Below are 14740 nucleotides of genomic sequence, written 5' to 3' on the forward strand. Positions count from 1 at the left end.
AGAAGATCTGAAAAACTTAAAACAACTTATTTTCCAAACGGCTGCTTAAGGCTATTTTTAATAGAGGCCGTTAGGCTTCTTTGCCATGCCCATTTTTAGGAATGTCGTGAAAAGGACAGTCTTTTTACCTGGCATGCCAGAATTTCCAGTTGCTTTATTCCAGATTTAATGATTCCTCCCATCTAATGCCGAGAGCCTATTTAAAATAAATATCTACTATTCCGGTATTTATATACTCGGACGCCGATGAAGCTTTGCTTCACCATTAAGAATATATGAAAATGATATATAGCTTTTGTAGAGTGGTATATTACTAGTTATAGACCATTCTTATTCCGACTACTGATGTTAAAAAAAGCATCCCACGGAGGAATGCTTAACCAGACCATAAGAACATCTCTTATCGCCTCCCTACCGTCCTACCATGCTTCTTTGTTTTTAGAGCGCCTGCGGGAATTCCGCCGGGCAAGAAACTTACTGTATAACCCTAATAACCTGCCGTAATAACCCATACTACTACATTTATTTTATACTAACACAAAAAATCCAGTTATCGCAACTGGATTTTTGCCGCTGTTTATTTAACACTGTTCAGCAACGCGGTTTTAAATTCCCTGGTCAGGTTCTCCACCGCTATTCCGGCAGCTTGAGAACTTGCACTGTCGGCGATTAATTTAACAATGGCGCTTCCCACCACGATTGCGTCGCAATACCTGGACATCCGCGCTCCTTGTTCCGGGTCCGCGATGCCAAATCCTATGGCCAGGGGCAAGGAAGTATGGCTGCGCACCCTACCGGTAAAGCCGGATATGTCAGTCCCGATCTCCTTCCTGGCACCGGTTACTCCTGTAACGGAGACGCAATATACAAATCCCATCGCCTTTGGAGCTATTCTGCTTAATCTCTGCTCGGTAGTGACCGGCGAAACAAGAGGAATAAGGTCCAGCCCTTCCTTTTCAGCCAGACGCAACAGCGGACCTGATTCCTCCAGCGGCAAATCAGGCACAATTAATCCGCTTACACCTGCCGAAGCCGCTTCAGCTATAAACCTGTCGAGTCCGAATCTATAGAAGGGGTTGCAATAACCCATTAAAACTACAGGCGCCCCGCAATTGCGTTTTATCGTTTTAACTGTCTCCAGGATTTTTGCCAATGTGGTCCCTGCGGCCAGAGCCCGGTTGGAAGCCTGCTGAATCACCGGACCATCCGCCAGGGGGTCGGAAAACGGCACTCCCAGTTCAATTATATCCGCTCCCGCCGCATCCATGCGCAGCGCCAAATCCACGGTGCTGAACAGGTCGGGGTCGCCGGCAGTGATAAAAGTAATCAAGCCTTTTTTCCCTGCCGACCGCAGCTTATTGAGACGCCCTTCAATGACGCTGTTGCTGTTCATATATTCACCCCCGGTTCACCCGCCACCGCGGGTATATCTTTGTCTCCACGCCCGGAGAGGTTTACCACGATGATCTTTTCAGATGAAAGAGACGGCGCCAGCTTGACCGCTTCGGCTATCGCGTGTGAGCTTTCAAGCGCCGGAATGATTCCGTCAGTGCGGCAAAGCAATTGGAAAGCCGCCAGTGCTTCCGAGTCGGTGGCCGTCGTATACTGCACCCGTCCGGAGTCTTTAAGATAAGCATGCTCCGGCCCGACACCCGGGTAATCAAGTCCCGCGGCGATGGAATGGGGTATTGTAATCTGGCCGTCATCATTTTGTAAAATGTAGCTGTACGAACCGTGCAGCACTCCGGGGCAACCCCGGCTGAGCGTGGCGGAGTGCTCTGCAGTGTCCAGCCCGCGCCCCGCGGCCTCAATGCCGATTAATTGCACCTCTTGATCGGCAAGGAATGAGTAAAACATGCCCATTGCGTTGCTGCCGCCGCCGACACAGGCCAGGATATAATCCGGCAGCCGCCCGGCTGTATCCAGCACCTGCCGCCTAGCCTCCTCGCCAATTACCGACTGGAAGTCCCTGACCATCCGCGGGTATGGGTGCGGGCCGGCGACTGAGCCAATCAGGTAGTAAGTGTCCCGCACATTGGTAACCCAGTCTCTGATGGTTTCGTTCATCGCGTCCTTCAAAGTCCTGCTGCCGCTTGTCACCGGGACAACCTCCGCGCCCAGCAGCCGCATGCGAAAAACATTGGGGCTTTGCCGCCTGATATCTTCTTCTCCCATATAAATAGCGCACTGCAAGCCAAACAGCGCGGCGGCGGTGGCCGTCGCCACCCCGTGCTGGCCGGCGCCCGTTTCCGCGATTATCCTGCCCTTGTCCATCCGGCGGGCCAGGAGAATCTGGCCGATTGCGTTATTGATTTTGTGCGCTCCGGTATGGTTCAGGTCTTCTCTTTTGAGAAATATTTTCGCTCCTCCGCAATGCCTGGTCAGACCTGCCGCAAAATACAAGGGTGAAGGCCTGCCGACATAATGTTTCAGGTAGCCCTCCAGTTCCTCATGGAATTCAGGGTCCTCCCCGGCATCCGCATAGGCTTTTTCCAGCTCTTCCAGCGCCGGCATTAACACTTCAGGAATAAAACGGCCGCCATAAAAGCCATAGTATCCACGATTATCCGGCAAAATAAAGCCATTATCCTTTATATCCGATGCACTCTTCATTATATGACGCCTCCTTATCACAGATCATCCGGACCTCGTCCGCCCTTCAGCTGATTCAGGCCGGCGCCGGGATCCTGGCAACGCACCAGCGCTTCACCCACCAGCACGGCGTGCACCCCATTTTTCTGCAGTTCCAGGATGTCCTGATGATTTTTGATGCCACTTTCAGAAACAACTGTAATTTGATCATTATTTATTAGATTTCTCAGGTTGAAAGTCACCCTGAGATCAGTTTCAAAAGTATTCAGGTTGCGGTTGTTGATGCCGATAACGGTTGCACCGGTCGACAAGACATCAGTCAATTCGGATTCCGTATGTACCTCCACCAGGCAAGACAGGCCTAACCCGGCAGCTGTTTCCTGAAACTCAACCAGTTGTTCCCGGTTGAGCGCCGCAGCAATCAACAGGATGGCATCAGCCCCAAGAACACGTGACTCATAAATTTGGTAAGAGTCAATAATAAAGTCTTTTCGTAAAACTGGTATGCTCGTAGCCTTTTTCACCAGCGTTAAATGGGTCGGGTGACCGAGGAAAAACTTTTCTTCGGTTAATACCGATATCGCGGACGCTCCTTCGCGTTCATAGGCCCGCGCCAGTTGCTCGGGTGCGTACTGGCGGCGGATAATGCCCTTTGAAGGCGAAGCTTTTTTAGCTTCGGCAATTATCGCCACTTGCCCGGGCAAACGCAGCGCCGGGCCAAACGGGCGTGGTGGAGGCAGCGTCGGTATTATCGCTTGTAAAGTCTCTATTGATGTTTCTTCCTTAATCGCAGTCAGTTCCAGTTTCTTGTTTGCAATAATTTTTGATAAGATCAATGAAAGGCCACCTTTATAATTCAGGCATTCAGAATTCGAATATTCCCGAACGATATACCATTCTTTTATTTATTCTGACTCCTGGCAATATCTCTTTAGTTGCGAGTTAAAAAGTTTTGTAAGATTTTATGCCCATGCTCCGTCAGAATTGATTCCGGGTGAAACTGAACACCTTCCACAGCGTACCGCCGGTGGCGAATACCCATCACTTCGCCTTCCTCGGTCCACGCGGTCAGTTCAAAACAATCCGGCAGGCTTTCCCTTTCAACGATTAGAGAATGGTATCTGGTCGCGGTAAAAGGAGAAGGTATTTCGTGAAAAAGCGATCCGCCGTCATGATGATGAATAGGCGAGGTTTTTCCGTGCATCAGCCGGTTCGCCCGCACCACTTTGCCGCCGAAGGCCTGCCCGATAGCCTGGTGGCCGAGGCAAACCCCCAAGATTGGCACAACACCCGCGAAATGCTCGATTACCGCCAGTGATATGCCGGCTTCGCCGGGAGAACAGGGCCCGGGAGAGATAATTATATGATCCGGGCCAATTCTTTCAATCTGACCACAGGTTATCTGATCGTTGCGGTAAACCCGGACATCTTCACCAAGTTCACCCAGATACTGCACTAAATTATAAGTGAATGAATCATAATTATCAATCATTAAAACCATTTATCCAACCTCCCCGATGGTATTCAACAGCGGGCGGGCTTTATTCATTGTTTCTTCATATTCTTTTTCCGGGTCTGAGTCCGCCACTATTCCCGCGCCGGCTTGAACATAAGCGCAGCCGTCATGGATAACCATAGTCCTGATGGCGATTGCCGCGTCCAGGTTCCCGGTGAAACCCAGATATCCGACCGCGCCGGCGTAGATCCCTCTCCCGTCGGGCTCTAATTCATCAATTATCTCCATGGCCCGCACCTTGGGCGCCCCCGTGACCGTACCCGCCGGGAAACAAGCACGCAAGGCGTCATAGCAGTTATTGCCGGATGACATCTTTCCTCTCACATTTGACACTATGTGCATAACATGAGAAAATTTTTCGATTTCCATAAAACGCGGCAATTCGATGCTTCCCGGCCTGCATACCTTGCCGATGTCGTTGCGTCCAAGGTCCACCAGCATCAAGTGCTCGGCTCTCTCCTTCTCGTCGCCCAGCAATTCCGCCGCCAGCGCCCCGTCCGCATCCTTGTCCCTGCCGCGAGGCCGGGTGCCGGCTATGGGGCATGTTTCCACAATACCGTCTTCCACTCTTACCAGCATCTCAGGCGAAGAGCCGATTACCTGGAACGCGCCGAAGTCAAGATAGTAAAGGTACGGCGAGGGGTTGACAGCCCTCAGTTTCCGGTAAACATCAAACGGCTCCCCCCGGAAAGGAATCCGGAAGCGCTGGGACAAAACCACCTGCAGGATATCCCCCGCCTTGATGTATTCCTTCGCCCGCGCCACCTGCTTGATAAAATCTTCCCTGGTCATGTTAGCTTCAAACGGGGCGGCAGTAATGTTTTTAAACCTGCTGTCCTCAAACGAAATATTACTTTTTACCGCGTTGATCACACTCTGGAGCTTGAATTCAACCTGGTCATATGTTTTTTCCGCTTCTGCACCCGGCATACTGTTGACGATTATTTTTAATGTGTGCTTGACATGGTCGAAAATTAACACCGTACCGGCAAAGATAAAGCCGCTCTCCGGAAGGTCAGGCATATTCTTTCGGGTTATATTTATCCTTTCAAAATACCGGACTATTCCATAACCCAGGTAGCCCACCGCGCCGCCGAAAAAGCGGGGCAAAGCTTCTCCCCCGTAGACACGATAACTTGAAACAAGCTGTTCCAGGCTTGCCAGAGGCGAGCCGGTTACTTCTTTAACATCGCAGCCGCTGGTTATCCGCGACTCGTCTCCGTCGGATGTAAAGATGAGGAAAGGATCAATACCGATAAATGAGTACCGGGCCAGATTCTCGCCGCCCTCAACACTTTCCAGCAGATAAGACGGACCTTTTGCTGATATTTTTTTAAAAATGCTGATTGGTGTGTCCATATCGGCGTTAATCTCCAAACAAACCGGAATCAGGTCATATTTTTTGCTCAATAGCAAGTAATCTTGTCTGCCCGGGACGTTCAAAAAATCTCCCCCCTTTAAAAAAGCAAAAACCGGCACTCCAATGAGTACCGGTTAATTTTAGAAATAATTGTACCCGCGACTCATCTCAGCTCAACTTATCCTTTTCTCAACTCACCTATCCTTGACTATAACCAAATTAGCACAGTGAAAACTAAGTGTCAAGCATTTTTTACAACAGGGCCAAGCATAATCTACAAAGAATATCCGCATTTTCAATGTAAATGTCTATGATGAATATCCGGTGTATGTGGATGCTCGTGCTCCAGTTCCTCATGTATATGCCAATGAGTATGTTCCTTATTTTTTTCCCCGTCATACTCATGAGCATGCTCATGAATATGATGGTTATCATCATGTGTATGTCTATGAGCATGCTCAAGCCTTTCATGCTTATGGACATGTACATGATCCTCCCAGAGAATAAAAACGGTACCGACTATCATGACCGGTAATGAAAGAATTAAATTCACTTCCGGCCGCTCTCTGAATAAAAGCAAGGAAATTATTGTACCAATAAAAGGGGCAGAGCCGAAAAAAGCACTTGTTCTGGCAGCTCCCAGACTGCGCATGGCAAATATAAACATGATAATGCTTATGCCGTAACTGAAAAAGCCAAGAATAAGTGATGCTAAAACAATTTTCAGGCCGGGAATGCTGTTACCTAAAAATAAAGCAATAATAAGTGAGACAGTACCTGCAGCTATGCCTTTTACTATAACAATTGCCACAGGGTCTTTAGCTGAAATATTCCTCGTAAAGTTATTATCCATTCCCCAGAAAGCGCATGCTGCAATAACTCCCACTGCACCAATAGAAAAACCCCAGGCTCCATTTGTGTCCCACGTTAAGATAATACTGGCGCAAGTTATTAGCGCAACCGCAGCCCATACCCTTTTTCCGAGTGCTTCCTTGAAAGCTACTGCTGCAATAACAGTGGTGGCAGCCCCCTCAAAATTCAATAATAATGATGCTGTTGCTGCTGGAGTGTTATTAAGGCTTATCATCAATATAATTGGCGCCGCCACCCCACCGGCCAGTATTGCGCCTGTGAGCCATGGCAAATCCTTTAATGCGAGATTTGCTTCCTTGGCAGTTTGCTTTATTGCAAACTTTTGTATCAATCTGAGAAATAATAAGCCAAAGCCGCACCCAAGGTATAAAAGTGCCGCTAACAAGACTGGTTCAATATTGCCTAAAAGAAATTTAGCCAAAGGAGCACTTATTCCGAATAAGACAGCAGCGATTATAGCTTGCAATTTGGGAAAAATATTTTTCATAGCTCATTTAGCGTTTGGAACGGCCCTGTGTCCAAGTCCGATGGCCACCTCGTCCAGATGCAGCAAGCCTACACCGAAGAACACCGCTACGCTGATATGGTCGTCTTTTCGCGCAATTCCGATTTTTCCGCCGACATTAAGCCCCATTGCCTTGGGTATCAGCTGGGACAACGCTTCCCTGGCCGCTCCCGCAACCGCTCCTTCGTCAGCATGCATCTCTTTGATCAAACCCTCGCGTTTGGAGGCCACCACCGCCCGTTCAATCATCTTATTTACAGACGAGACAAAATCTCCCCCGCAATCAACAGCCGCTGTTTTAATCCCTTCATTAGAAAAACGCGCCTTATATTCCTTCTCCTGTTCCCTGCTCTCGGTCATTGCCATCTCAATAGCTATCCGCGCTATTTTCCGGCTTCCGTGAAGGATCATGGCATACACCTCCTGTCCCATGAAAATAACAAGTGAATTCAAATACCATTATCTTAAATTATATTTCCTTTCCAACCACAAACGAAAATCCTTCATTTCCTCATAAATTTTAAAGAGAATTCTTTCGATATCATTGTGGCTCAGTGATATTGAGGCCGGATCGAGAACTTCTATTTTCCGGAAATCTTCCCTGGCGATAAAACGAATAATATTCTCCAGACTATCAGCTTTTATCGTAAGCACCAGAGGGGCATAAGCAACTTCAGAGTTGGCTATGTCATCGTAAACTGTGTAAACCTCTGTACTGACGTCAATATCAATAATATGAATTCCTTGCATCGGCACGTTGCGGAAAAGAGTAAGCTGTTGCTCCCTGGCCTCCTCCGCCGCTTTATCTGTAGTTTTTCCGCCAAATAAAAAGCGTCCAGTCCTGCCTGTGCCTTTAAAATCAAGACGAACCTTGACCAGAATCCCATTTCTATCAACGCCGTCCCCACTCTGGATATTTGACAAAAAAATCTCCTCCTAAGTCTTTAGGTGCGCGCATGGATTAGGTAATTCTACTCGAACAACTAAAATCCTGCTTAACGCAAGGTGATCTTTGTAACAATAACCCTTGCTGCAACAACCATGCCTTTTTATAATATCCGGGGTTCTTTGCCCAGACCGGCCGATTTTTTTAGTAAGGCCAATTCCTTGGCGCTCAAGCTGCGGTATTGTCCCGGGCGCAAGCCTGCCAGGCTGATGTTGCCCACGCGTGTGCGCAGAAGCCTTAACACCGGATGGCCGATGTTCTCGCACATTCGCCTGATTTGGCGGTTGCGGCCCTCGAAAATGGTGATTTCCAGGAGGGCATTTCCTTCCGAAACCTCAGCCAGGTTAATCTTTGCAGGCGCTGTCGGTCCGTCTGCCAGGATAAGACCGCTGGCCATTTGTTCCAAGTGATTATATGCGGGTATTCCGGCCACCCGGACCAGGTAAGTTTTTGGTATATGATGCTTGGGATGAGTCAAGGCATATGTCAAGTCACCGTCATTAGTAAGCAAAAGCAAACCTTCACTGTTATAATCAAGTCTGCCAACCGGGTAAACACGCCCGTCAAAACCATCAAGCAAATCTGTTACTTTTTTTCTGCCCTTCTCATCGTGCAGCGTGCTCACATATCCACGGGGTTTATACAGTGCCAAATAATATTTATCATCTGTGAGCGACAACGTCTCGCCGGCTACAACGACCTTATCTTTGCCCGGCTCTATCTTGGCGCCAAGTTTAGTGACAACTTCTCCGTTCACCTTAACCATGCCGGCAACGATCATCTCTTCGCACCGCCGCCTGGATGCGACCCCGGCCCGTGACATAACTTTTTGAAGGCGTTCCAGCTTAATTCACCATCCAGTATAAGCACCGGCAAAAAATAAGAACATCTTAGATTTGATGTCCTTTTAAAAGTTTATATAACAAACTAAATTTTGTCAAATAATTGAACATTCCATAACATTACCCGTTTCTCACAGCTTTCTCCCATCTAAGCCGGTACCGCTTAAATTGAACAGAATCGAAGGCGGCCCGCCGTTTATCCATACGACCTCCGCTCCGGTTAGATTCCCCCAATCCTCAAGCGGCAGCCAAAAATTACAGTTGCTGTTTGTCAGGCAAAAGGGAGCCTCGTTAAGTTGGTATTCGGCATTATCTATTGTTGCCATTTTATTTCCTTCGGCAAAACTAATCAACTGATTATTTATCCGCACGGCGGCAGCGCTTCTTCCTCCCTGCGCCACGTTTATCTCCGGGGAGAGGCGCAGCAAATCGCTCATTTGTTCTAGCGAGATGAAGGAAACATCATCTTTTTCCAACGCGACCAGGCGTGTTTGTTCAATGTTTTCCGGCCAACTTGAGCCCGGCTCTTTAACTAAAACAGCCACGTCGATCTTTTTCAAAGGTTTTCTTTCCCACAGTTCAGCCCAAAGACGGCGGCCGTTGTCTTCTTCTTCATGCAAACCGGAATAAATTATTACTGAATGCGGGAGATTGTTGATAAATCTTAAATCCATCCAACCCCAGCTCACACTGGCGTCAGTGCCGGCGGGAGTATATGCTACGGGCAGATAGTGCGGGTGCCTTTCCAATATTGTAAAGCCGGCATCCCTGGCCACCTGGAAGAGAACAGTGGACGTGCGGCAAACACCACCGCCAACCGTTAAATTTTCTAAAATGTCGTGGCCGACGATAAAACCTCTTTGCCTCGTTCTTTCCCCAACCACTTTGTTGAACGAAAACTCCTGATCAGGCTCTAGAACAAAACCGTTCACATAATCCGCCGCCACGCCGGCATTATAAACGTTTGCGTATTCACCGTAAAACAGAATTGAGCTGGATGATATCTTTTGGTTTAAAAATAAATCTGACTCTGAAAATTCACACTGCCTGACATTGACAGGAATTATCTTTAACGGAATTGATTCCGGGTCAGGCAAATTCCCCGGCGCGCCAATCAGCAACGCGTTAAGTCTATCGTCCCAGCCCACCGAGTATCCCAATTCTTCAGCCACCCACTTGGCGGGAAGATAGACACGATTATCTTTAAGAATTGGGGCAACATCCATCCTAAAGCTTTTTTCATTTACAAACATAGTACTGCTGTTTACAACAAGTTTTATTTTTTTATTCTCTGTTCGCAATTCCACAATTTTCCCGGCAGCGTCCCAAACAACATTTTTTTCGTCCAGCCCCAGAACATATGCAAGGTAGCGCAAAGGTATCAAAACTCTCCCCTGCACGGTACAAGGCGCCGCATCCATCTGAAAAACCGCACCGTTTAACATGTAACTTTGACTGTTAACCACAAAAACGGCCTTGTTTGATGGTGCGGCAAATGCCGTACCTATGCCAATAACAATTAGACAAAGACAAGTTAATAAAATTAAACCACATCTTTTCAACGACACACTCCCCTTTTTCACATCATTAAACAACATAAGTCCCACCATTACAGCAATAACATAGCTTTAAAGCAAACATAACAACTGAATAGAATTATAATGCTACTGGTAAATAATGTGAATAATTTTTTTTTTGAATATCTCTTAATATTAGCAGCATAACCCTAATTGTTGCTGTAAAGTAGCTACTTTAAGAAGTTAACAATGTGTCTTAAAAAAAGGTGCGCACTATAAATACTGATGCAACCAGGGTAGTCAAATCGGAAATTAAACCTAAAACTACCGAATATCGATACTTTCTTACTCCTACCGACCCGAAATATAGAGTCAGTACATAAAAAGTTGTATCGCAACTGCCCTGCATGGTAGATACCAGACGTCCCAGAAAGCTGTCCGGGCCGTATGTTTTAATAATATCTGACGCGATGCCGAGCGCAGCTCCGCCTGAAAGAGGGCGCATGATGGCATGCGGCAGCACCTCAGTCGGCAGGCCGACAATATTAAGCACCGGGGAAAGCGTGGCAACCAGCACCTCCATCGCTCCCGAGGCGCGGAAAATACCTATTGCCACAAGCATTGCCACAAGATAGGGAATCGTCTTGATCGCTGTGGTAAAACCTGCTTCCGCTCCGTCCACGAAAGCTTCGTAGACTTTAACCCGGCGGAGGGCGGCAATCAGGGGCACTACCAGCAGGATCACCGGTATGGCCCAACGGGACAACTCGGAGATAATATCCAGCATTCCGCTATCCCCTTCTGCCCGTGTAATAAAACCGCAGCAGGCGGTCGACGAATACTGCCGCCACCATGCTGAAGGCCGTTGCCATAATTGTCGGCCCGACGATATCTGTCGGGTCGGCCGAACCGTATAAAAGACGAATGCCGATGATTGTAGTGGGAATCAGTGTAACGCAGGAAGTATTCAGGGCCAGAAAAGTGCACATCGCTTCGGAAGCGGTGTCCTCCCGGCCGCGGTTTAATTTCTGAAGCTCACGCATGGCAATTAAACCCATGGGTGTTGCCGCGTTGCCCAAACCCAGGATGTTGGCGCTGAGATTCATGACGATAGCGCCCATAGCCGGGTGGTCTTTCGGCACGCTTGGAAAAAGAAAACGCATCACCGGCCGTACCAACCGGGCCAACAGGCGAATCAACCCGGCCTCTTCGGCCAGCTTCATAATACCCAGCCAAAAAGTCATGATGGCAATTAGACCAATCGATATTTTTACAGCGTCGTTGGCGCTGTCCAAGGCGGCCTTGGTTACTATTTCAATATTGCCCCTTGCTCCGGCCGCTAAAATTCCCAAGACGATCATTCCAAGCCAGACAAGATTTACCACGCCGCCACCTCCGCGCGAAAATAATATCTACAGTTACTTTATGACACGGAGTGGACAAATAGTACAAATGATGAAAGCCGGGTTATCGCATACTGCAACCGACTTTAGCCAATTATCCCGTTAATCACTTTGTTCACATTCCTAACCGCGCACATCTTGCCGCACATGGTGCAAGTGTCCTTGTCTTCCGGCTGCGATTCAACGCGGTACAGCCTGGCTTTTTCCGGATCAATGGCGAGTTTAAACATCCGCTCCCAATCAAGGTTGCGCCTGGCTTCGCTCATGTCGTCGTCCCACCGCCGCGCGTCCGGGATTCCTTTGGCTATATCGGCGGCGTGAGCGGCAATCCGGGAGGCGATAATACCCTCTTTCATATCACCAAGTGTAGGCAGCCGCAGGTGCTCCGCCGGGGTCACATAGCAAAGAAAATCGGCGCCGCCGGCGGCGGCGATGGCTCCGCCAATGGCGCTGGTGATGTGGTCGTAGCCGGGGGCTATATCTGTCACCAGCGGCCCCAGCACATAAAAAGGCGCGCCGTGGCACAACTTCTTTTCAAGGAGCATGTTCGGCAGAATTTCGTTTAACGCCATATGGCCGGGTCCTTCGATCATTACCTGAACGTCTTTTTCCCAGGCCGCTTTAGTCAATTCACCGAGGACAATCAACTCCTGAATCTGGGCGGCGTCGGTCGCGTCCGTCAGACTGCCCGGCCGGCAGGCGTCACCAAGGCTGACCGTCACATCATATTTCCGGCATATGTCCAGCAAGTCGTCGTAACGCTCATAAAAGGGGTTTTCACGGCTGTTCAATTTCATCCAGGTATAGAGAAGCGCGCCTCCTCTGGAGACAATATTGGTGAGTCTCTTGTTTTTCTCGAACCTGACGGCTGTTTCTCTATTAATCCCGGCATGAATGGTCATAAAATCAACGCCGTCCTTGGCGTGCTGTTCAACCACCGCCAGGAATTCATCAGCAGTGATTTCTTCCAGTTCTTTGTCATAAAAATTAACCGCATCATATACCGGCACCGTACCGACGGCAGCCGGTGATATCCCAATCAGCCTGCGCCTGAATTCCGCCGTCTTTCCATAACAACTGAGGTCCATAATGGCATCGGCGCGCAGTTCCACAGCCCACTTTACTTTTTCCATTTCAGCTTCCATATCGCAACAGTCGTTTGACACGCCGAGATTAACGTTAATCTTGGTCTTAAGGCCCTGGCCGATACCGCACGGTTCGAGGCCAGCATGGTTCCTATTGGCCGGTATGACCACCTTGCCCGCGGCGACCAATTCGCGTAAAGCGGCAACCTCCACATGCTCCTTTTGGGCCACCGCCGTCATTTCATTGGTAATGATTCCTTGCCGGGCGGCGTCCATTTGGGTAGTATAATTCACTGATTTAAACCTCCTTCTGTTTGAAGACTGCCCTGAGAGCGCTTACTTTTTCGTAAATATTTTCAGCTCCCACTATTTCTGTTACCAGCGCGATGCATTTAGCGCCCCTATTGCTCACTTCAGCCGCGTTATGCTCCTTTATCCCGCCGATGGCTACAAAAGGCAGCTTGATGTTCTTTACCACGTAATCCAGGTATGACAAACCCACCGGCGCGCAGACATCCTTTTTGGTTTTTGTGGCGTAGAGCGGGCCCACACCGATATAATCGACCCCGGCATTGACGGCGGCTTCAGCCTGGGCCGGCGAATGGGTAGAAAGCCCGATGATTATTCTTCCGCCGGTCAATTCACGAACTTTATCAGGGGGTAAATCATCTTGCCCTAAATGCACGCCGTCCGCGCCCACCATCATGGCCAGGTCGACATGATCGTTGACAATAAAGGTAACTCCGGCATCCGCGGTCATCCTTCTGATTGCCAGACAATCCGCGTATTTCCGGCGCATTGTCTTTTCTTTCTCCCGGTACTGGATTACTTTAATCCCGGACTCGATCATCAGTGCGGCCACCTGGATATTGCTCCTGCCCAGGGAATACTCTTCAGCGGTGATCCCGTAAATATCCGCTTTCAGCAAGTTGGCCAGGCCGCGCTTAACGCCATCTCTTTCGCCCCTCTCAAAGCTATTGCTCACCGGCACGTTAAACCACCTGCCAATCCTTGTACACGGGCTGATAACCTTGGGAATACAACATATCCGCCATTTCGGCAACACCGCGACTGTCCCATATTTCAAACTGGCCGGTGGATTGGCTGTTGGAACGGCCGCCCACAGCCGTACAGGAACCGGCGGACATTTTCGTGGCGCCCAGCTTAACCAGACGTTCTCGCAATTCCGCGCTTTCCCTTGTGGATATTGTAATTCCGCTTCTAGGCATAAATAACCTGAAAGCCAGCACATACTGGACCAAGTTTTTATCAGTTACCGTGACGAAGGGCTGGTACTCCCCGGGGTATGGCCTGATGCGCGGCGGCGAAATACTCACTTCCACGGCAGGATACACACTTTGCAGATAGTCGGCGTGCAGGCCGGTAAAAAAAGCCTCTGCGCGCCATTCATGCAAGCCTAAGAGCGCCCCGACATTAACCGTCCTGCTCCCGGCCCGGCAAGCGCGCTCCGGGGCTTCCAGCCTGTAGCGGTAGTTTCGCTTAGGTCCGGCCGGATGGATTTCCGCGTAAACATTTTCATCATATACTTCCTGGTATATAGTCAACCCATCCACACCGGCGGAAATCAGCTCATGATATTCTTGTTCCTCCAGCGGATAAATTTCTATGCTGATAGAGGTAAAATATTTTTTCAGAACTTCAACACATTCCCTGATATACTTCACCGGAGACTTTTCCCTCGATTCACCGGTGAGGACAAGAATGTGCTTCAGCCCGGTCGCGGCAATCATTTTAGCCTCCGCGTCAACCTCACCAAGGGAAAGCTTTTTTCTATCCAGCCCGCTGTGCACCCGGAATCCACAGTAAACACAATGGTTGACACAATAGTTGGCCAGGTAAAGCGGAGTATAGAGCAAAACCACTTTCCCGAAGTGTTGGACAGTAAGGCTGTGAGCCTTTTGCGCCATTTTTTCCAAATGTCCTTCAGCCTTGGGTGATAATAACGCAAGGTAGTCTGTTTCAGTCAAACGATTCTTGGCAAGTACTCTTTCCACGTCCCTGTCAGTAACACTCGCGAAATAACCGTCAAAATCAAACGCATCATATTTTTTGCGCACCAAATAAAAACTCATAAGCTCAT

15 protein-coding genes are annotated in these 14740 nt (G+C 49.0%); all 15 read right to left on the reverse strand.

Annotated elements, in window-relative coordinates; genetic code table 11:
• Positions 1-577: 577 nt before the first annotated feature.
• The 15 genes from trpA to thiH all read right to left on the reverse strand — a co-directional run bounded on the left by trpA (position 578) and on the right by thiH (position 14732).
• The gene (gene trpA, locus L9W92_RS08650) at positions 578-1393 is read right to left on the reverse strand and encodes a tryptophan synthase subunit alpha (protein WP_240083356.1); all 816 of its coding nucleotides are present in this window, start codon (positions 1391-1393) and stop codon (positions 578-580) included.
• On the reverse strand, positions 1390-2613 hold the full coding sequence (gene trpB, locus L9W92_RS08655) for a tryptophan synthase subunit beta (protein WP_240083357.1): 1224 nt from the start codon (positions 2611-2613) through the stop codon (positions 1390-1392). The genes trpA and trpB overlap by 4 nt, the downstream gene beginning before the upstream one ends.
• Before the next feature lie 17 nt (positions 2614-2630).
• Positions 2631-3428 carry an indole-3-glycerol phosphate synthase TrpC gene (gene trpC, locus L9W92_RS08660; protein WP_240083358.1) on the reverse strand — a complete coding sequence of 266 codons (798 nt, stop codon included), beginning with the start codon at positions 3426-3428 and terminating at the stop codon, positions 2631-2633.
• Positions 3429-3523: 95 nt separating this feature from the next.
• Positions 3524-4093: an aminodeoxychorismate/anthranilate synthase component II gene (gene pabA, locus L9W92_RS08665; RefSeq protein ID WP_240083359.1), complete on the reverse strand. Its 570-nt coding sequence runs from the start codon at positions 4091-4093 to the stop codon at positions 3524-3526.
• A complete protein-coding gene (trpE, locus tag L9W92_RS08670; RefSeq protein ID WP_240083360.1) occupies positions 4094-5551 on the reverse strand; it encodes an anthranilate synthase component I in 1458 nt (485 codons plus the stop codon).
• Positions 5552-5763: 212 nt separating this feature from the next.
• Entirely contained in the window at positions 5764-6828 is a 1065-nt protein-coding gene (locus L9W92_RS08675) for a DMT family transporter (RefSeq protein ID WP_240083361.1), read from the reverse strand.
• 3 nt (positions 6829-6831) lie between these two features.
• Positions 6832-7257 (reverse strand): HutP family protein, encoded by a 426-nt coding sequence (locus L9W92_RS08680; protein ID WP_240083362.1) that lies wholly within the window; start codon positions 7255-7257, stop codon positions 6832-6834.
• A gap of 48 nt (positions 7258-7305) precedes the next feature.
• Positions 7306-7770 carry a hypothetical protein gene (locus L9W92_RS08685; RefSeq protein WP_240083363.1) on the reverse strand — a complete coding sequence of 155 codons (465 nt, stop codon included), beginning with the start codon at positions 7768-7770 and terminating at the stop codon, positions 7306-7308.
• 125 nt (positions 7771-7895) lie between these two features.
• Positions 7896-8636 (reverse strand): pseudouridine synthase, encoded by a 741-nt coding sequence (locus tag L9W92_RS08690; protein ID WP_282442327.1) that lies wholly within the window; start codon positions 8634-8636, stop codon positions 7896-7898.
• 129 nt (positions 8637-8765) lie between these two features.
• Entirely contained in the window at positions 8766-10100 is a 1335-nt protein-coding gene (locus tag L9W92_RS08695; protein ID WP_240083365.1) for a VanW family protein, read from the reverse strand.
• Positions 10101-10407: 307 nt separating this feature from the next.
• Positions 10408-10938, reverse strand: a complete 531-nt coding sequence (locus L9W92_RS08700) for a spore maturation protein (RefSeq protein WP_240083366.1) — start codon at positions 10936-10938, stop codon at positions 10408-10410.
• A 4-nt stretch (positions 10939-10942) separates the two neighbouring features.
• Positions 10943-11536 carry a nucleoside recognition domain-containing protein gene (locus L9W92_RS08705; protein WP_240083367.1) on the reverse strand — a complete coding sequence of 198 codons (594 nt, stop codon included), beginning with the start codon at positions 11534-11536 and terminating at the stop codon, positions 10943-10945.
• A 104-nt stretch (positions 11537-11640) separates the two neighbouring features.
• Entirely contained in the window at positions 11641-12933 is a 1293-nt protein-coding gene (gene thiC, locus L9W92_RS08710; RefSeq protein ID WP_240083368.1) for a phosphomethylpyrimidine synthase ThiC, read from the reverse strand.
• Positions 12934-12937: 4 nt separating this feature from the next.
• Complete coding sequence (gene thiE / locus L9W92_RS08715) at positions 12938-13624, reverse strand: thiamine phosphate synthase (protein WP_502687947.1); 687 nt, start codon at positions 13622-13624, stop codon at positions 12938-12940.
• A gap of 7 nt (positions 13625-13631) precedes the next feature.
• Positions 13632-14732, reverse strand: coding sequence for a 2-iminoacetate synthase ThiH (thiH, locus tag L9W92_RS08720; protein ID WP_240083370.1), 1101 nt, complete (start codon positions 14730-14732; stop codon positions 13632-13634).
• Positions 14733-14740 lie beyond the last annotated feature (8 nt).

This window comes from Pelotomaculum terephthalicicum JT, from assembly GCF_022410535.1.
GTDB classification, from domain to species: Bacteria; Bacillota; Desulfotomaculia; order Desulfotomaculales; family Pelotomaculaceae; genus Pelotomaculum_D; species Pelotomaculum_D terephthalicicum.